This is a genomic window from Planktothrix sp., assembly GCF_046067725.1.
Lineage (GTDB): Bacteria > Cyanobacteriota > Cyanobacteriia > Cyanobacteriales > Microcoleaceae > Planktothrix.
In genome coordinates this window covers 16,046-34,064 of the sequence record NZ_JBJUDF010000306.1, presented here as the reverse complement: position 1 = coordinate 34,064, position 18,019 = coordinate 16,046, and the positions used below count along the sequence as shown (strand labels likewise).

15 protein-coding genes are annotated in these 18,019 nt (G+C 37.4%); 8 read left to right on the top strand and 7 right to left on the bottom strand.

What is annotated here, in order from left to right:
* Positions 1 to 652 precede the first annotated feature (652 nt).
* Complete coding sequence (locus ACKPEB_RS19170; RefSeq protein ID WP_408966574.1) at positions 653 to 2,209, top strand: WecB/TagA/CpsF family glycosyltransferase; 1,557 nt, start codon at positions 653 to 655, stop codon at positions 2,207 to 2,209.
* A gap of 51 nt (positions 2,210 to 2,260) precedes the next feature.
* On the opposite strand, the gene cofH is transcribed toward ACKPEB_RS19170, so the two are convergent.
* On the bottom strand, positions 2,261 to 3,427 hold the full coding sequence (gene cofH / locus ACKPEB_RS19165; protein WP_408966573.1) for a 7,8-didemethyl-8-hydroxy-5-deazariboflavin synthase subunit CofH: 1,167 nt from the start codon (positions 3,425 to 3,427) through the stop codon (positions 2,261 to 2,263).
* A 141-nt stretch (positions 3,428 to 3,568) separates the two neighbouring features.
* On the opposite strand from cofH, the gene ACKPEB_RS19160 reads away from it, so the two are divergent.
* The gene (locus ACKPEB_RS19160) at positions 3,569 to 4,924 is read left to right on the top strand and encodes a tetratricopeptide repeat protein (protein ID WP_408966572.1); all 1,356 of its coding nucleotides are present in this window, start codon (positions 3,569 to 3,571) and stop codon (positions 4,922 to 4,924) included.
* Between the two features lie 146 nt (positions 4,925 to 5,070).
* Here ACKPEB_RS19160 and ACKPEB_RS19155 read toward each other — a convergent pair whose 3' ends face one another.
* The 6 genes from ACKPEB_RS19155 to ACKPEB_RS19130 form a co-directional block, all read right to left on the bottom strand.
* Entirely contained in the window at positions 5,071 to 6,720 is a 1,650-nt protein-coding gene (locus ACKPEB_RS19155) for an AAA-like domain-containing protein (RefSeq protein ID WP_408966571.1), read from the bottom strand.
* A 509-nt stretch (positions 6,721 to 7,229) separates the two neighbouring features.
* A complete protein-coding gene (gene fumC, locus ACKPEB_RS19150) occupies positions 7,230 to 8,633 on the bottom strand; it encodes a class II fumarate hydratase (RefSeq protein WP_408966570.1) in 1,404 nt (467 codons plus the stop codon).
* A 45-nt stretch (positions 8,634 to 8,678) separates the two neighbouring features.
* The gene (locus ACKPEB_RS19145; RefSeq protein ID WP_408966569.1) at positions 8,679 to 9,308 is read right to left on the bottom strand and encodes a tetratricopeptide repeat protein; all 630 of its coding nucleotides are present in this window, start codon (positions 9,306 to 9,308) and stop codon (positions 8,679 to 8,681) included.
* A 95-nt stretch (positions 9,309 to 9,403) separates the two neighbouring features.
* Positions 9,404 to 9,940 (bottom strand): DUF1822 family protein, encoded by a 537-nt coding sequence (locus ACKPEB_RS19140; RefSeq protein ID WP_408966568.1) that lies wholly within the window; start codon positions 9,938 to 9,940, stop codon positions 9,404 to 9,406.
* Positions 9,941 to 10,066: 126 nt separating this feature from the next.
* Positions 10,067 to 10,342, bottom strand: a complete 276-nt coding sequence (locus tag ACKPEB_RS19135; RefSeq protein WP_408966567.1) for a hypothetical protein — start codon at positions 10,340 to 10,342, stop codon at positions 10,067 to 10,069.
* A 56-nt stretch (positions 10,343 to 10,398) separates the two neighbouring features.
* Positions 10,399 to 11,190 carry a pentapeptide repeat-containing protein gene (locus ACKPEB_RS19130; protein ID WP_408966566.1) on the bottom strand — a complete coding sequence of 264 codons (792 nt, stop codon included), beginning with the start codon at positions 11,188 to 11,190 and terminating at the stop codon, positions 10,399 to 10,401.
* 195 nt (positions 11,191 to 11,385) lie between these two features.
* Between ACKPEB_RS19130 and ACKPEB_RS19125 the strand changes: the two genes are divergently transcribed.
* The 6 genes from ACKPEB_RS19125 to pcrA all read left to right on the top strand — a co-directional run bounded on the left by ACKPEB_RS19125 (position 11,386) and on the right by pcrA (position 17,960).
* Positions 11,386 to 11,772, top strand: a complete 387-nt coding sequence (locus ACKPEB_RS19125; RefSeq protein ID WP_408966565.1) for a hypothetical protein — start codon at positions 11,386 to 11,388, stop codon at positions 11,770 to 11,772.
* Between the two features lie 138 nt (positions 11,773 to 11,910).
* A complete protein-coding gene (locus tag ACKPEB_RS19120) occupies positions 11,911 to 13,350 on the top strand; it encodes a DUF5009 domain-containing protein (RefSeq protein WP_408966564.1) in 1,440 nt (479 codons plus the stop codon).
* A gap of 118 nt (positions 13,351 to 13,468) precedes the next feature.
* Positions 13,469 to 14,017, top strand: a complete 549-nt coding sequence (gene cobU, locus ACKPEB_RS19115) for a bifunctional adenosylcobinamide kinase/adenosylcobinamide-phosphate guanylyltransferase (protein WP_408966563.1) — start codon at positions 13,469 to 13,471, stop codon at positions 14,015 to 14,017.
* A gap of 62 nt (positions 14,018 to 14,079) precedes the next feature.
* A complete protein-coding gene (locus tag ACKPEB_RS19110) occupies positions 14,080 to 14,736 on the top strand; it encodes a vancomycin high temperature exclusion protein (RefSeq protein ID WP_408966562.1) in 657 nt (218 codons plus the stop codon).
* Positions 14,737 to 14,841: 105 nt separating this feature from the next.
* The gene (locus ACKPEB_RS19105) at positions 14,842 to 15,486 is read left to right on the top strand and encodes a transaldolase family protein (RefSeq protein ID WP_408966561.1); all 645 of its coding nucleotides are present in this window, start codon (positions 14,842 to 14,844) and stop codon (positions 15,484 to 15,486) included.
* A 101-nt stretch (positions 15,487 to 15,587) separates the two neighbouring features.
* Positions 15,588 to 17,960 carry a DNA helicase PcrA gene (pcrA, locus tag ACKPEB_RS19100; protein WP_408966560.1) on the top strand — a complete coding sequence of 791 codons (2,373 nt, stop codon included), beginning with the start codon at positions 15,588 to 15,590 and terminating at the stop codon, positions 17,958 to 17,960.
* Positions 17,961 to 18,019: the final 59 nt, after the last annotated feature.

Genomic DNA, 18,019 nt, shown 5'->3' with positions numbered 1-18,019 from the left:
ACATTTATTTGGTTTTTGTGCAACCTCTATCTATATCAATTAAATCGTATTCGCTACCGCTCATGCTTTTATTTTGTCGTGATTCATCTCACCGCCAAGCTGACGCGCTCGGCGGGAGTCCTCTCACGACGATTAAGATAGGGTTTGGCGTCAGAGCTCAGATACAATCCTGAATATTGACCAGGGGTGATGGAGCATCGGGCGAAAATGTATTGTTTTTGCGCCTGTTTGTTGTTCTCTATTTCCCGTTTATTGTTTCCTGTATGGATGCCCCCAAATCTAGCCTTTACCAAATCTTTACACAAGAGAATTTAAAGCTTTACAAAAAGTCCTAGAATCCAAATCTCGTTGTCGGGTAAAATCTAAGAATTCAAAATCACATTACATCTTACTCTTCGAGTAGTAGACCCTGATTCCTCTATTACATACATTTTTTATAGATCAGCGATAGCTCAAAGCTAAATTTCTCAATCAAAAAACGGTTGGCACAATCGAGAGAGTCTAACGGAAACAAAAGTTCACTGCTGGATAGAAGTGGCAAGCTCAACTTGAACCAATGGCTTAGTTGATCTTGGTTATATAACGTAGACTCAACTTGGGTTCCAATAAAAAGTTAATTTTACTATTGTTTAGGACAGGACATAAAAACCCTATGGCTAACGACATCAACATCCTTAATCTTCCCATTAATAATATCTCCAAAACCCAACTTCTTAAACGGTTAGGTTCCAGAGGGGGTGTCGTTTTTACCCCGAATGTCGATCACTTAATGAAATTACAGAAAGACCCGGAATTTTATGATATTTATCAAGCTTCAAACTATCGGGTTTGTGATAGTAAGATCTTGATGTATGCTTCTAAATTTTTAGGTCAGCCTATCCCAGAAAAAATTTCTGGCTCTGATTTATTCCCAGCCTTCTATGATTATTATAAAAATCATGAAAAAGTAACAATTTTTTTGATGGGAGCCGCTGAAGGAGTCGCTCAACGAGCTCAGGAAAATATTAATAAAAAGGTGGGGCGAAAAATGATTATCGAGTCTTATTCCCCTCCCTTTGGCTTTGAAAAAGATGAGGTAGAATGTCAACGAATTATTGATCGCATTAATCAATCTGGTGCTACTGTATTAGCCATTGGTGTTGGTGCTCCCAAACAAGAAAAGTGGATTGCTAAATATCGGAATAAACTCAAAGATATCAAAGTCTTTTTAGCCATTGGTGCAACCATTGACTTTGAAGCTGGAGAAAAAGGTCGCTCCCCAAAATGGATGAGTGATATGGGGGTGGAATGGTTGTATCGTTTGCTGTCTGAACCCAAACGCTTATGGAAACGGTATTTGGTTGAGGATCTACCCTTCTTCTGGTTATTACTATTACAGAAGTTAAGACTCTATACACCTCCATTTTTTACGCGAGAAGAATTTATTAATTGGGAGTCTCCCCGGTTAGGGCAAATCTTACAAAAAGCTGGGTTACTGTCCGTTGATCAAGTCCAGATTATTGTAGAACGACAAAAACAAGAACCCGGTAAACGATTTGGTGATTTTGCCGTTGAATTGGGATGGTTAGAACAAGATACCATTGATTTCTTTGCCGATTATTTACCGCAGTTAGGGTTATCAAAACAGCGATATCCTTTAGGTTATTATCTCTATAAAGCTAAATTGCTCAATGAATCCCAAATTGATTTGATTCTGCAAGAACAAAATGAATTAAAACTCCAGTTTGGGGAAATTGCGGTGATGAAAGGCTTGGTGAAGCAGGAAACCGTAGATACGGTATTGGATTATTTAACCCAACAAGAATTTATTAATTGGGAGTCCCCCTTCTTGGGTGAAATCTTACGAAAAGCTGGGTTACTGTCGGGTGATCAAGTTCACGCTATTTTACAACGACAAAAACAAGAACCGGGTAAACGATTTGGGGATTTTGTTGTTGAGTTAGGATGGTTGGAACAAGACACCATTGATTTTTTTGCTGATTATTTACCGCAGTTGGAACAGAGCCAACATCGGCATCCCTTGGGTTACTACCTCTGCAAAGCTAAATTGTTAGATGAATCTCAAATTAATTTAATTCTGGAACAACAAGAAGAATTAAAACTCCGATTTGGGGAAATTGCGGTGATCAAAGGGTGGGTCAAACAGCAAACCCTGGATACGGTACTGGATTATTTAACCCAAGAATTTGAAAATTCTATAGCTGCATAAATCCTTAAGTTTCTGTTTTGTCCTTCTGGCTCGTTGAGATAGGATACGCTATCATCTTGACGAGTCTTTTTTTGATCTATCTTGGATTGGCAGATAAAGCGTATCTCGTTGTTGATAGGGACGTCCCAAGGAAGCGATCGCATTTTGTAAGGTTTCAGGTTCCATACAAGTTCCTCCTTTGGCTCCGGCCATAGTGGTGATGTGTTCTTCCATTAACGTGCCCCCGATATCATTACATCCCCATCGCAGCGCTTCTGTAGCGCCGTCTAAACCCAATTTGACCCAACTGGGTTGATGGTTTGGAATATAATGACCGAGGAAAATTCGAGCCACAGCCGTTAATAATAACGTATCCCCTAAAATCGGTTGATCCCGTCCCACTCGTCGGCGCAAGGGAGTCGGAGCATTTTCTCCGACAAAAGGTAACACAATAAATTCTGTAATTTTAGCCAAATAATTCTGTTCGAGTGCCTTTTTTTGCAGCGATCGCAACTGTTGTAAATGCAGCATTTGCTGTTGGGGAGTTTCAATATGACCCGATAGCAGGGTGCTGGTGGTAGGAAGACCGAGACGATGGGCCGTTGTCACAATTTCTAACCAAGTCGCAGTCTTAATTTTTTCAGGACAGATGATTTTCCGCACCGAATCGTCTAAAATTTCCGCAGCCGTTCCAGGCATTGAACCGACTCCCGCATCACGGAATGCCATCAGGACATCGGCGTAACTGATCTGATCTTCTCTGGCAATAAATTGAACTTCTTGAGGAGAAAAGGCATGAAGATGGAGGTGAGGAAACTGAGTTTTAATCGTTTGAACTAAATGCAGATAGTAGGGTAAGGATTTCCCGTTCATTTTCGCGGCTGGGTTTAACCCTCCCTGCATACAAATTTCCGTCGCTCCGCGTTGCACTGCGTCAGCCGTTTTTTCTAAAATTTGATGGATTTCTAACCCGAACGCTCCTTCCTCTGCTGCATCCCGGCGAAAGGCACAGAAACTACAATGTTGTTCACAGATATTTGTAAAATTAATATTGCGGTTAATCACATAAGTTACAGTTTCTCCCGCTTGTTGAGAACGTAAAATATCACTAACTCTGCGAATTTTCTCCACTTTTTCAGGATCGGTTTGCTTCAGTAAAACCACTCCTTCCTCTAGGGATAAATCATCACCAACCAGGACTCGGTTAAGAATGGTATCAACAATTAAATTTAGTGTCATAAATTGAGCAATATAAGAAGAAGTGACGTTTATCGTTCTGGACAGTCGAGCCGGGTCAAACAGAAATCAATCAATTTTCTGTAGGGTTCCCAACTCGCTAATTGGTTCCAGAATTTTGCTGTTTACCTTGAGAAGATCGCCATGAACAAGTTGTTATTCTTTCAAAAATGGTTTTTTTTCTTGAAACCCTTTGATATTTTAACGGTGGGTAGTGGGGTGTTGCAAGTTTCCCTCAGCTTGGGAATCAGTTGGTTTCTGCTTCATGCACTGCCTTTCAATTTTCTGTTCGGACAATCTACATTAACATTAGCGCAAACTAGCAGCCAGCCGAATGTTAATGCTTTATTTCTAACGGGTATTGAGCAATTTCGTCAAGGGTTATTTCCTGAAGCTTTAGCAACGTTTCAAACCGTTTTAGAACAACAACAAAAACAAGGAAATCCGGCTGAAATCGCTGAAACCCTGAATTATATTGGTGAAGTGTATAGTAATTTAGGCAATGATAGCGAAGCTTTAAAGGTTTTACAACAAGCTCTCAATTTTTATCGACAACTAAATCAAAAAGCCGCAACTCCGAACCCAGCGTATCAAAAGGGAATTAGTCGCAGTTTAAATTTAATTGGATTTGTCTATCGCAATCAAAATCAAGTTTCAGAAGCGTTGAAATTACATCAAGAAGCATTGCAAATTGCTCAGTTAATTAATGATCCGGTAAATATTGGCGAATCATTACATAATTTAGCCTCTAATTATACCACATTAAAACAATATGATCAAGCCTTAAAATTGTATCAACAAGCCCGAACAATTCGGGAACAAGTTGGAGATAAACGGGATCTCAGTCGCACGTTAAATAATTTAGCGGCTTTGTATTTAATTCAGGGGGATAATCAAAAAGCACTAGAGATTTATCAACAAGCATTAGCCCTGCGTCGGCAAATTGGAGATCAAGCTGGAGTGGGTCGATTATTGAGTAATATGGGGCTATTGTATCGTCAGTTAGGAGATCAAGGTCAAGCCTTAGTTTATTTGAAACAAGCCTCAGAATTAATGACCCGAATTGAAGATCATTCAAGTGCTGCAAAAATCTATAATTTAATCGGTGCAATTCATGAAAATTCAAAACAAACTGAACAAGCTTTAATCTCTTATCAAAAAGCGATTGAATTATCAAAATTAGCCAATGATCAAGACAATTTAACGACAGCCTTTAATAATTTGGCAACGGTTTATTATCGTCAAGGTCAATATTCCGAAGCTTTAGAAGCTTACCAACGTGCCTTATCGGTTTATAAAACCCTCAATAATCAGGTTGAAATTGGCACAACGTTAAATCTTATTGGAGAGATTTATGAGCGTTTAGGAAATTATCCCCAAGCTTTACAAACGTGGAAAGAAGCTTTAGCAATTCTTCAACAAACCGGAAACCAAAAAGCCATTCAAGAAACCCAACGGAGTATTGACTCGTTGCAGAAAAAACAACAAGGAGGGGTCTAGGGAAACCGGATATAAAAAGAGAAAATCATTGAGTAGAGATGCCTTAAACACAGGATTAATAGGTGCATCTCTACCCCTTAATTTTATTAATTTTTTTCCACAACAATCCGGTTAAATTTTGATCAGATTTTTTTTGATAATTTAAATCAATATTTAAACTTTAAAAATGAACTTAATTTAACTTGATCTTTGCCATTTCTTTTGGATTCATATAAAGCTTCATCTGCGGCTAAAAATAAAGTGTCTATATCCTCCGTATCCACACCCGGAATTGTACTAGCAACACCAATACTAATCGTAACAATAGGTTGAGAACGATTGGGCAATTGTTCGGTCTTAAAGGGTAGAGCTAAACTTTTTAGGTTTTCTCGGATAGAGTCCGCAATATAGAGGGCGCCTTGAGCATCAGTTTTAGGAAGAATAATCACAAATTCTTCACCTCCATAACGAGCCACTAAATCCCCAGGACGTTGAACCACATTACGAATCGCTTGAGCAACATTTTTTAAACATTGATCCCCCGCTTGATGGCCATAAGTATCATTATAAATTTTAAAATAATCAATATCACATAACACTAAAGATAAGGGGGAAATTTCCCGCATCATGCGTTTCCACTCAACGATAATACAATGATCAAATTGTCTACGGTTTGCCACTTCTGTCAGAGGATCAACATAAACTAAAGCTTTTAAAACTTGATTTTCCTGTTGTAATTGTTGTAATTTATGAGCATTGGGTAGATTTTCGTTTAAGAGTTTCCAGTTAAAATAAAGCCGATACAGTTCACAGGAGGATAAACAACCATTTCCTTGTAAATTAACTAACCCTAAACTAGATAATTGATAGGCAATCATAGGTTCTAATTGAATACTTTCTGTCGCCGTTCCTACCCGTTTCATCGCCAGAGCTAGTTCAGGTTTTTGTTGAAGGATTAACCACAGAGATTGCAAATGATCTTGATAAATTCCCGTTAAGGTTGGAGCGGTTTTTAATAAATCATCGAAGGTAATAAGATTAGAGCCTAAGTGATAAAGTGCTAGATGCACTAAATAGGGATGTCCTCCCACCAAATTGGTCAATTTTTGAATTTCATGAGCTTTTAAATTGAGTTGATAACGTTCTGCTAAGTCCTGAACTTGTTCAAGGGTAAATATCGGTAATTCAATGGCCAACCCAATATTAAATGGAGATTGATGAATATTTAAAGATACAGAAACTTCTGTAGATTGTACTAGAATAAAGTGAATTTTCTGCCAAATTTTAGTTTGTCTTCCTTGCTCATACCAAAATCGAATTAATGGCAGGAAATCTTGACTAATATTTTGATATTCAAAAACCCGATTTAGTTCATTAAATGACAGAACAATCGAGGAATCAATAGTCGGAAAAATATAACTTTCTAAATACAGCGTGCAACTGATTTTATTGCCAACTTCATCATCCCAATAATCATTTAAGTTGGGTTCAATATTCAATTGTCGAGCAATATTGATACACAACCACTTAAAAAATTTTTGAGGATTCTCAAAAATAGCGGTGTCCGTTTGTAAAAAATCAATTGAAACTGTCCGATATCCCAACGTTTCCGCATGGTGCAACAGTCTTAAAATCAAAGAGCTTTTCCCCATTTTTTTAGGAGCTTTCAGTCGCATTAAGCTGCCCTTTTTTTGAATTTCTGCATAAGCTAAATTTTCACAGGGAAAACGTTGAATATAAAAGTTAGAATCTAAGGAGATCGGGCCATCAGGAAATTCTCTAGTATCTGGACACAAAAATGTAGAATTTAAAGGCATAATAATAGATGATTAATTAATCGGTTTTTTATGATTTTTTGAGAAATCGACTTGTTTTCAAGTTAAGCTTTATTCCCCCTCTTTTGAATGATTTGATCAGCATTAACAATATCATTTTGGTTTGATGGGTTCATTTTCAAGGTGAGTTGAAGGTTTCAAGTTGGAAGTTGTTAATCCTTGGGGTATTCACGAGGGTAAGATTAAACCCATGTCCTCAATTGTGTTCAACACTCTTGTCTGATTTAGGACACAGGGTTGTCATCAGGGAATTTATTTTAGAATAGGCTACTATTACTATAGATCTTCGCCACCTTAAATTCAACAAATGTTTTCAAGATTGACATAGAAGAATAGAGCGAACTGAACCTACAATGAGTTTTAATTCAGGTTAACAAATGTAAATTCAACGACTGCGGTGTTCAAAGTTCAAAAGATTTTCCTCTCCGGTCAGGAAAGAAAGTCAGAAGCCTAGATTTCATCTGAATAAGGTCAAAACATCAAACCTGCTTTTAAAGCTCAGGATATGCCATTTTATAAGGGTTGATAATCTGATCAAATTCTTCACTAGAAATATAGCCTAATTCCAGGCAAACTTCTTTTAAGGTTTGATCTTTTTCCAGGGCAATATGAGCTACATTTGCTGCATTATCATAGCCAATTTTAGGAGCTAATGCTGTCACTAACATTAAAGATTGTTCAACATAACTCTCTATTTTTTTGCGATTAACTTGTAACCCTTTTAACAAGAAATCGGTAAAATTACAGCAACTATCGGATAAAATAGCGATTGATTGTAAGAAATTAAAAATCATCATCGGTTTGAAGACATTTAATTCAAAATGCCCTTGGGAACCTGCCACACTAATCGCTGTATCATAGCCAATGACTTGTGCGGCTACCATTGTCATGGCTTCACATTGGGTCGGGTTGACTTTCCCCGGCATAATCGACGAACCGGGTTCATTTTCAGGTAAAATTAATTCTCCTAAACCACAACGAGGCCCACTACCTAAAAACCGAATATCATTGGCAATTTTCATTAAAGAACAAGCTAAGGTTTTTAAGGCTCCACTTGCCATTACTAAGCCATCATGAGCCGCCATCGCTGCAAATTTATTGGGAGCCGAAATAAAAGGTAATCCCGTTAATTGACTAATTTGATCAGATACGTTTTCGGCAAATCCTTTAGGAGCATTTAATCCGGTGCCAACGGCTGTTCCCCCAATGGCTAATTCATATAAATCCGGTAAAATTAGATTAATTCGCTTTAAATCCGCATCTAATTGAGCGACATAACCAGAGAATTCTTGACCTAATGTTAAAGGCACAGCATCTTGTAAATGGGTTCTGCCAATTTTGACAATATCGGCAAATTCTTCGGCTTTTCTTTGTAACTCATCCCGCATTTTTTTGACGCTAGGAATTAATCGTTTGCTGACAGCAATTGCAGCCGCAATGTGCATCGCTGTCGGAAATGTATCGTTAGAAGATTGCGACATATTAACATGATCATTGGGGTGAATTGGATTTTTACTGCCTAAAATTCCCCCGGCTATTTCAATAGCACGATTCGCAATCACTTCATTAACATTCATATTAGATTGAGTGCCACTTCCGGTCATCCAAACACGCAAAGGAAAGTGATCATTCAGTTTTCCTGTAATTACTTCATCAGCCGCTTGAACGATTAATTGCGCTTTATCGCTGGAAAGTTTTCCTAACTCTTGATTGGTGAGTGCTGCGGCTTTTTTAAGAATACCAAAGGCGGTGATCACTTCCTGGGGCATTAAATCATTGCCAATGCTAAAATAATAAATAGATCGTTGAGTTTGAGCGCCCCAATAGCGATCGCTCACTACCTCAATTTCTCCCATGCTATCCCGTTCTGTACGGGTATTCTTTTCTGTTGTCATTGCAAAAAAACTCCATTTGATTCAATTCATTCTTAATTTTACAGATTATTGGGCGGTTCGATTTAAGACCTCTTGAATTTGTTGTGCTGCTTTATTATTGCCCTGTTGTGTATATAAGGTTAAGGCTTTTTCCCAAGCTTTTTTTGCTTCCGTCGTGTCACCTTTTTTCCATAACGCTTCGCCTAAATTTTTTAAAGCTTCTGCATAGTCAGCATTAATTTCTAACGCTTTTTGATAGTGGGAGATTGCTTCATCCCATTGACCTTGGCTGGCTTTTAAAAATCCCAAGGCATTATAAGCTAAAGCATATTTAGAATTGAGACGAATTGCTTCTTGATATTCTTGAGTAGCTTCCTCAATTTTACGTTGATAAAATAAACTATTACCTAAATAAAAATGATATTTAGCTTCTTTCGGTTCAACTGCTATTAATTGACGAAAAATAGCTTCAGCAGCACCATAATTTTGAGTTTTATACAGTTGAATTCCTTGGCGAAATGCCGTCTGTCGCGATTTTTTTTGATCTAAACGTTGCTGTTCGGCTTCATTCGGTTGACCGCGCAGGTCATCCGCCGTTGGTAATTCATTTTGAGCCTTTGCTAAGGTTGGGAATAAAAGGGGAATTCCCACCATCATCGTGTACAGAAGCTTGGCTAGGGATAGATTTGTTTTCATATCAGGGTTTGATCAACACAGGTTTGATAATCTCTTGAGTAAAGGCTTTATTATAATTGAAGTTTTAATCAGAAGCAAGTTAGAATCTTTTTAGCTTAAGATTCATCGAGGGGACGTTTAGCAAAATGTTCTAAAAGCAAACTTTCCTGGGGTTGAGTTTGCAATTGGGTTAAATGATCCAATAAAACATCGAGGGGTTGTAACTGACATAGGGGAATTTCTGTTGTTGTCACTTGAGGCAAAAATCCTAATAGTTTTCCTTCTTTAAAAAAATCATCAAATTCTACAATTACATACCCAATTCGATCAAACCAAACTTCCAGGGGAATTGAACAAGTGGAAGCACCGACTTTGACCGCACGACATTCTAATTTTCCTAAGTTTAGAATTGATAAATCTGCGACATTCGCCACTAATCTGATCACAGAATTCCAGCTATCACTACTGAGTAAATCCGTTTCAATTCCTAACATTTGTACAAAATCATTAACTACTAAAACTGCTAGGGTATTATTAAAAATTTGTTCAGCTTTCTCCGGGTTAGGTTGATGTCGAGAAAAGCGTTGAGCGAGACGACGACTCATTTGAGGAATCGGTACAATCATTGCATCTTCTTCAGTGGCATATCCCATAAATTTAAACGGTATACAATGGAAAAATAACGGTTAAAAATATCCTTGAGATTGACTCAAATTGATGAATAAGGGTAAACATTTCCGAACATGAAAACTGCTGAGAGTCCGACTCAAAATTTGGAATTATTCGGCTAAAATTTCCCAAGTTTTTTCAGGAAATAAACGCCGTAAAATTAACACTTGGTAATTAAGATCAGGGCAATTTATATTTATAAAATCAATTCTGCGTAACTTTGACTCTAAATCAGTTTCTAACCCAGTCCGAATTTCATCGAAAATCGGTGGAATATCTCCTTGAGATGCGATCTGGTAATCTAAGGATTTATCAGGATTAATCCCCGCCATAACTGCATCTTTTAACCCAACTTTACAACCATGAACAATTTTGACAAAGCCCATTAAAACCCCCATTCAGATTGAAGCTAGGGGGTGATGCAGGCAGATTTTCCGACGTTTTAGCGAGGGTTTTCAATTTCTGGTTGCGAGAATAAATCTTCAGCTTCTTCAGAAGCAGGAACAATTACACAATTAACAACATTACTAATAATACAAACAACGGGCGCTAAATCAGTTCCTTGTAAAACCGATCCCCTTAATATCGTTTGAGAAAATTCTGCCCTATCAATGTTAGTATCCGCTACAATTGTAGCTGTTAAATTCGTACTTTCTAAAATAGCTCGATCCAGATTTGCTCTGCGTAAATCGGCTCCTAAAAGATTAGCTTTGGTAAGATTTGCGGCTTCTAAATCACTGTTAAATAGAAAAGCTTGACGTAAATCAGCATTCTCTAAATTCGATTGATTGAGATAGGATTGGCTAAGATTTGCACTCACTAAACTAGCATCTCTTAAATCAGCTTTAATCAAATTAACTTGGGCTAAATCCGCTTGGGAAAGATCCGCTTCTCTTAAATCAGCCCGTTCTAATAAAGTATTCCTTAAATTCGCATCAAATAAGTTAGCATCTGCTAAATTAGCTTGGGTTAAATCAGCTTTATATAAATTAGCTTGATTCAAATTCGCGCTGCGTAAATCAACGCCTCTTAAATTAGCACCTTGTAATTGTGCTTTAAATAAATTAGCCCCTCTTAAATCAAACTGTTGTAAATCTGCCCCTCTTAAATCACACTCAGGACAACGATTTGTTGTTCTTAATTGTTGTAAATCCGATTCACTTTCCGCTTGAGCAACGGTTGCCCATCCTAATGTAGATAGAAGAACAGACAATGCTAAGGTTGTAAAGTTCATTATGCTGACTCCATTGATCTAGTATTTTGACTCAATCCGTTAAACCCTAACGTTTTAACGATAAATTAAGTATTTGTTCAAATTTTATCACAGACCGCAAGAACGGCAAGTCTTTTTTTCGGCTGAATGATTGCGATTTTATAAAATCGGAGTAAAATTAAGCTGTATTAACATTAAATTTTTTCAGGGGAAATTATGGACAACGGAACTTATGAGTTTAATGAATCTCAGAATCAACTGATTTTGGATTTGTCTAAAAAAATGATGTTTGTCAGTTACTTTCTGATCGCGACTGGTGCTTTAGGAACCCTGGCAGGAATCATCACAATTATGCAAGGAGGATTTTCTGGCATTGTGCAGGGAGTGGTTTTGTTAATTACAGGAATTTGGACAATTAATGCGGCAAAAGGGTTTCAATTAATTGTCAATACCGAAGGGAATGATATTGAAAATTTGATGGGTGCTTTGGGGCAACTGCGTAAACTTTATACCCTGCAATATTGGTCATTTTTGATCGCCTTAATTTTTATCGTGATTGCTTTCATCATACTGTTGATTTTTGGAGTATCAACCCTTGGTTAATTCGATTTAGTCCCGAAAATCTGCTTGTTTTAGTTTAAATTTCATCCTTACTCCCCCTTTCAATCATATTTTCTGACCTCAGCAATTACTGTGCAAAATCTTGTATTTTAGAGTTAGCTAAACGTCAGATTAAAGCCAATGCAATTACACTCCTATCCTTCTACAAAGACTAAACGAATTAATGCCTTAGATGCGTTGCGAGGACTGGCGGTTTTAGCAATGGTATTATCCGGTGTAATTCCCTTTAATGGAACCTTACCGGCTTGGATGTATCACGCTCAATTTCCGCCTCCAACCCATCAATTTAATCCGATAATAGCGGGACTGACTTGGGTAGATTTAGTCTTTCCGATCTTTATTTTTTCATTAGGAACTGCTATTCCTATTGCCTTATCTCAGCGTTTATCTCAAGGATGGACACATCTTGAAATCAGTTTAGGAATTGTAAAACGGGGCTTTTTATTAGGAACTTTTGCCATTGTTTTACAACATTTTCGCCCAACGGTGATTAATCCTGAATCCACCCCGGAAAAATGGCAACTCGCCTTAATCGGATTTGGAATATTATTTTTAATGTTTGTTCAGTTACCAATGGCTATTCCTAAATGGATTAATTTAGCTGTGAATTTAATCGGTTGGGTAGCTGCGATCGCTATTTTAACTCAAATTCAATATCCCCATAATGCCAAATTCGCTGAATTTTCTCTCTATCGAAGTGATATTATTTTATTGGTATTAACCAATCTTGTTATTTTTACTTCTTGGATTTGGTTATTCACGCGCAATCAGCCTCGATTTAGAGTCGGGTTACTGGGGGTTTTATTTGCCTTAATTTTATCGAAATCAGCCGGAGGATGGATGAACCATCTGTTATCTATTTCTCCTATTCCTTGGTTATATCGATTTGAATATTTAAAATATTTATTTATTGCCATCCCAGGAACTATAATCGGGGATAAAATCGTCAAATATCAACATATTGATGATCAATATATCCCTAAAACTTGGAACCGATTTCGTCTAGGTGGAATTGTAATTTTAATGGCAATACTGATTTTAAATCTAGTCGTGGGTTTACAAGCGCGCTTACTCCCTCAAACCACCGGAATTAGCTTAATTTTATTAATTATTAGTTATGGCTTGTTCAAAGATCCTAGCCATCCCCTAGAACAATTACTGAATCAAATATATCACTGGGGAATATATGGGTTAATTTTAGGATTAGCCTTTGAACCCTATCAAGGAGGAATCAAAAAAGATCCGACTACAATGAGCTATTTTTTTATAACACTGGCGATCGCGATTTTTCTATTCATCATCTTAACGATTCTGATCGAAAGCTTCCATCAAACCTTCTGGTTTCAATTATTCATCGATACGGGTCAAAATCCGATGATCGGTTATCTTGCTTTTGCCAACTTGTTATGGCCGATTTTAGAGTTAAACGGTTGGACTCCTAAAATTGAAGCCCTAACCAATACGCCTTTACTTGGATTTTTGCGAGGAGTATTTTATACTTTAATTATCGCATTATTTGTGAGTTTATGTACTCGATTAAAATTATTTTGGAAAACCTAATTTTATGCTTAATTCTGAATTAAACCCCTCTAACCTTAAGTACCCAAACATAATTATTGACACTTTCTAATTCCCTGTTCGCTGTTCCCTGTTCTCTTTCTCAACTAGGTAATTTATTTTGCACAAGCACTTAATTGTTGTAACTGGCCCATCCCGTTCGGGAAAAAGTGAATGGGCGGAAACCCTAGCAATACAGTCTAAAAAACCAGTGATTTATATTGCAACTTCTCAGCATAATCCAACAGATGAGGAGTGGAAAATGCGGATTCAAAAACATCAAAAACGTCGTCCGATGGACTGGAAACTATTAGAAATTCCAATAGAATTAACCGCAACATTACAAAAAATATCCTGTCCCAATAATTGTATCCTTGTAGATTCATTAGGAACGTGGTTAGCGAATCTTTTGGATCAAGATGAAATCACCTGGGAAAATACTCAAAAACAATTATTACAAACCTTGCAAGAAATCCCAGGAAATGTCATTTTAGTAGCAGAAGAAACAGGATGGGGCGTTGTTCCCCCTTATCCCGTTGGTCGAACCTTCCGTGATCGTTTAGGCGCGTTAGTTCGTCATTTAGGGGCGATCGCAAACCGTGTTTATCTGGTGACAGGCGGTTATGTTTTAAATCTGACAGAATTGGGTTCTCCTTTAAAGTCAGAATAACTAAAACCTGATCCCCTATTTTTGAGTCAAACTTTTTCCCGGCTACGGCCAGTTTTAATGTTATGTCTAAATGGTTTGTCTTGTACTGGCGTTTTCTGTGTTTATTAATGGTTTTAGGAACAATATTAACTCCATTTATTTTAACCGTTTATATTAAAATAGTTACAAATAATCGTCGATATTTTCAAGCGGAAAAAGTTCCCACTGAACCTGTAGCCATCGTTTTTGGGGCGGGAGTTTGGGCGGATGGAACTCCGACACCGATGTTAGCTGATCGGGTAGAAGGAGCAGTAGAATTATATCGTTTAGGACGAGTTAATAAAATATTAATGACCGGAGATAATGCCACTCCTGAATATAATGAAGTGGTCGCAATGCAGCAATATGCAGAACGTTTAGGGGTTCCCAGTCAAGATATTAAATTAGATTATGCCGGATTTAGTACCTATGAAAGTTGTTATCGTGCTAAAGTGATTTTTGGAGTAGAACGAGCGGTTTTAATTACCCAAAAATATCATCTTCCCCGTGCAGTTTACACCTGTAATCAATTGGGGATAGAAGCAGTAGGTCTAGGAACACCGGACTGGGGAAAATTTCGGGATGATTCTATGAGATTCTATACCCAACGGGAGGTTTTAGCTGTCATAAAAGCTATCCTAGAACTCCATATTATTCGTCCTAAACCTACCTTTTTAGGCCCCTTTGAAGGAATGTCTTGATCAATTTTGGTAGAAGCGGGGTTCTCCTGCTCAGACTCAGTTATCAGTTATAAATAATTGATCAGAACCAAGGGTTAACTCTCAACAATTAACAGAATTAAAATTATGGCTTTGTATTTAGATTCTGCAATTATTTCGGAAGCACAAATTGTCAAAGAGTGGGGATGGGTGAAAGGAATTACCACCAACCCGACTTTATTGGCAAAAAGTGAATTATCCCCAGAAGAAACCTTAACTCAGTTAAAACATTTAATGGCAGGAGAAATTTATTATCAATTAACCGCTTCCGATTTTCAAGGAATGGTTAAAGAAGGAAGAAAAGCCTTTGAATTATTAGAAGAACAAACGGTTTTAAAGATTCCAGCCACAACCATTGGATTTCAAGTTGTTGCTAATTTATCTCCAGAAATTCCCTGTTCTGTTACTGCCATTTATAGTGCCGCCCAAGCTGCTGTGGCGATGGAAGCAGGAGCAAAATATGCGATCGCTTATGTTAATCGTGCAACGCGATTATTAGGAGATGGAATTGCATTAGTTAAAGAGATGGCAAATATATTAGATGGAAGTCCTACAAAAATATTAGCAGCCAGTATTAAATCTCCTGAAGAAGCTGCTGCAACATTGCAAGCGGGATCTGATCATTTAACATTACCCTTGGAAATTTTAAAGGCGATGACCACCCATGAATTATCAGAAAAAACCGTTATAGAATTTAATCAGAATGGGGTGGGAATTGACTTAGAACGTTAGAATAATTGTTAAACTATTTTGATGGGTGGGCGAGGAGACCTCCCCCCTACGGACATCCTACAATAGAATAGAAAGTATAGAATTTCCGTGTTTTTTTAGCCATGACTCAAACTGTTGATTTCCTTAGTCATCTGAATGCGTCTCAACGTCAAGCGGTTGAGCATTTTTGTGGCCCAATGTTAGTGGTAGCCGGGGCGGGTTCGGGTAAAACACGGGCGTTAACCTATCGCATTGCTAATTTAATTCGCAGTTATCGAGTTCATCCTGAAAATATTTTAGCGGTGACATTTACGAATAAAGCCGCCAGAGAAATTAAAGAGCGAGTTGAGTCAATTTTTGCTCAACAACAAGCAGAAATTGAATTTGGAAAACCGTTTTCAGCTTTAGCAGCCGATGAACAAACTCGTTTAAAATCGAAAGTTTATCGCAGTATTACCAAACATCTATGGATGGGAACGTTCCATAGTTTGTGCGCTAGAATTTTGAGATATGATATTAATAAATATCAAGATGAGAGTGGGCGAAAGTGGGATAAAAATTTTTCGATTTTCGATGAAGATGATGCTCAAAAATTAGTTAAATTCATTGTTTTAAAAGAAATGAATTTAGACGATAAAAAATTTGAGCCTAAAAAAATTAGATATTCCATTAGTAATGCCAAAAACTTAGGGTTATCTCCTCAACAATATGCCAGGGAAAACCCGGATTATTATGGAAGAGTGGTATCAGAAGTTTATAGTACCTATCAATCTCAGTTAGCTGCCAATAATGCCTTAGATTTTGATGATTTAATTCGAGTAACCGTTGATTTATTGAGTCAAAATGAACAAGTTTTAGCGTATTGGCATCAAAAATTTTGCCATATTTTAGTCGATGAATATCAAGACACCAACCGCACCCAATATAACTTAATTCGGTTATTAGTTACCAATGGCGAAAACCCCAGAGCGTTTAAAAATTGGCAAAATCGCTCGATTTTTGTGGTGGGAGATGTGGATCAATCGATTTATTCCTTTCGCATGGCAGACTATAAAATCTTGTTAGAATTTCAACAGGATTTTGGCGATCGCTTACCCGATGATGATACCCGTACTATGATTAAATTAGAAGAAAATTATCGCTCACGGGAAAATATTCTCCAAGTCGCTAACCATTTAATTCAACAAAATACAGAACGTATTGATAAAATTCTCCGTCCAACGCGAGGAGAAGGACAACCGATTTATTGTTATAAGGCAGATGATGAGATAGATGAAGCTAACTTCATTCTATCACAAATTCAAGGAATTAGTCAACAAAATCCCGAATTAGATTATGGTGCTTTTGCCATTTTATATCGAACCAACGCCCAATCTCGCGCCTTAGAAGATGTGTTATTAAGACATAATATTCCCTATACCGTTGTCGGAGGATTAAGATTTTATGATCGCAAAGAGATTAAAGATTCCTTATCCTATTTACGAGTCGTTGCAAATCCCGCCGATAGTGTCAGTTTACTCAGAATTATTAATGTTCCCCGTCGAGGAATTGGGAAAACCACCATTGATGGCTTAGTCAATGCCTCTCAACAGTTAGGAATTCCCCTTTGGGAAGTGATTAGTGATGAAGATTCAGTCAATACAATAGCCGGACGTTCAGCCAAATCAGTGAATCAATTTGCTCAAATTATTAAAACTTGGCAAGAACGCCTAGAAGACCATTCAGCCCTGCAAATTTTAGAAGGAATATTAGAAGATGCCGGTTATATTCAAGATTTGAAAAAAGAAGGAACCGATGAAGCTGAAAACCGCTTAGAAAATATTAAAGAATTAAGTAACGCGGTGTCCCAATTTCAAGAAGAATATGAAGATACAACCTTAAGTGGATTTTTAGCCAGTGCGTCCTTATCTTCTGATTTAGATCATTTACAAGAAGGACAACAAGCTGTTTCTTTATTAACCCTTCATGCGGCTAAAGGGTTAGAATTTCCGATTGTGTTTTTAGTCGGTTTAGAACAGGGACTTTTCCCGAATTATCGCAGTTTAAATGACCCTTTATCTATTGAAGAAGAACGGCGTTTATGTTATGTTGGCATTACTCGTGCTCAAGAACAATTATTCTTAACCCATGCGTGTCAACGACGGTTATGGGGGTATTTAGAACCCTGTATTCCCTCCATGTTTTTAAAGGAATTACCCGAAGGATTAATTCAGGGGTATATTCCTCCGTCTCAACCTAAAACCAGTAAAAGCAAGGGAACTAAAACAGAGACAAAATCTCCCACTGAGGTTAAAAAACCTGCAAAAAATGTTAACTTAGAATCCGACGTTAAGGACTGGAAAGTGGGGGATAAAGTTTTTCATCGGACTTTTGGAATTGGAGAAGTAACCCACATTTTCTCTAATAAAGATAAAATGTCTTTAGCGATTAAATTTGGGAGTTTAAGTCCTAAAATTCTCGATCCAAAAACCGTTCCTTTACAACGGTTTAAATAAAGTTAAGCTGTTAAGCATATATTTTAGCAAGCAAGGACGCTGGCACTACATAGTAACTG

What these genes read in the sequence shown, in the direction of transcription:
- pcrA (WP_408966560.1), top strand. Translation starts at nt 15,588, where the DNA reads ATGACTCAAACTGTTGATTTCCTTAGTCATCTGAATGCGTCTCAACGT.
- ACKPEB_RS19135 (WP_408966567.1), bottom strand. Translation starts at nt 10,342, where the DNA reads ATGGGCTTTGTCAAAATTGTTCATGGTTGTAAAGTTGGGTTAAAAGAT.
- cofH (WP_408966573.1), bottom strand. Translation starts at nt 3,427, where the DNA reads ATGACACTAAATTTAATTGTTGATACCATTCTTAACCGAGTCCTGGTT.
- ACKPEB_RS19130 (WP_408966566.1), bottom strand. Translation starts at nt 11,190, where the DNA reads ATGAACTTTACAACCTTAGCATTGTCTGTTCTTCTATCTACATTAGGA.
- ACKPEB_RS19125 (WP_408966565.1), top strand. Translation starts at nt 11,386, where the DNA reads ATGGACAACGGAACTTATGAGTTTAATGAATCTCAGAATCAACTGATT.
- ACKPEB_RS19110 (WP_408966562.1), top strand. Translation starts at nt 14,080, where the DNA reads ATGTCTAAATGGTTTGTCTTGTACTGGCGTTTTCTGTGTTTATTAATG.
- ACKPEB_RS19145 (WP_408966569.1), bottom strand. Translation starts at nt 9,308, where the DNA reads ATGAAAACAAATCTATCCCTAGCCAAGCTTCTGTACACGATGATGGTG.
- fumC (WP_408966570.1), bottom strand. Translation starts at nt 8,633, where the DNA reads ATGACAACAGAAAAGAATACCCGTACAGAACGGGATAGCATGGGAGAA.
- ACKPEB_RS19105 (WP_408966561.1), top strand. Translation starts at nt 14,842, where the DNA reads ATGGCTTTGTATTTAGATTCTGCAATTATTTCGGAAGCACAAATTGTC.
- ACKPEB_RS19120 (WP_408966564.1), top strand. Translation starts at nt 11,911, where the DNA reads ATGCAATTACACTCCTATCCTTCTACAAAGACTAAACGAATTAATGCC.
- ACKPEB_RS19160 (WP_408966572.1), top strand. Translation starts at nt 3,569, where the DNA reads ATGAACAAGTTGTTATTCTTTCAAAAATGGTTTTTTTTCTTGAAACCC.
- ACKPEB_RS19170 (WP_408966574.1), top strand. Translation starts at nt 653, where the DNA reads ATGGCTAACGACATCAACATCCTTAATCTTCCCATTAATAATATCTCC.
- ACKPEB_RS19140 (WP_408966568.1), bottom strand. Translation starts at nt 9,940, where the DNA reads ATGGGATATGCCACTGAAGAAGATGCAATGATTGTACCGATTCCTCAA.
- ACKPEB_RS19155 (WP_408966571.1), bottom strand. Translation starts at nt 6,720, where the DNA reads ATGCCTTTAAATTCTACATTTTTGTGTCCAGATACTAGAGAATTTCCT.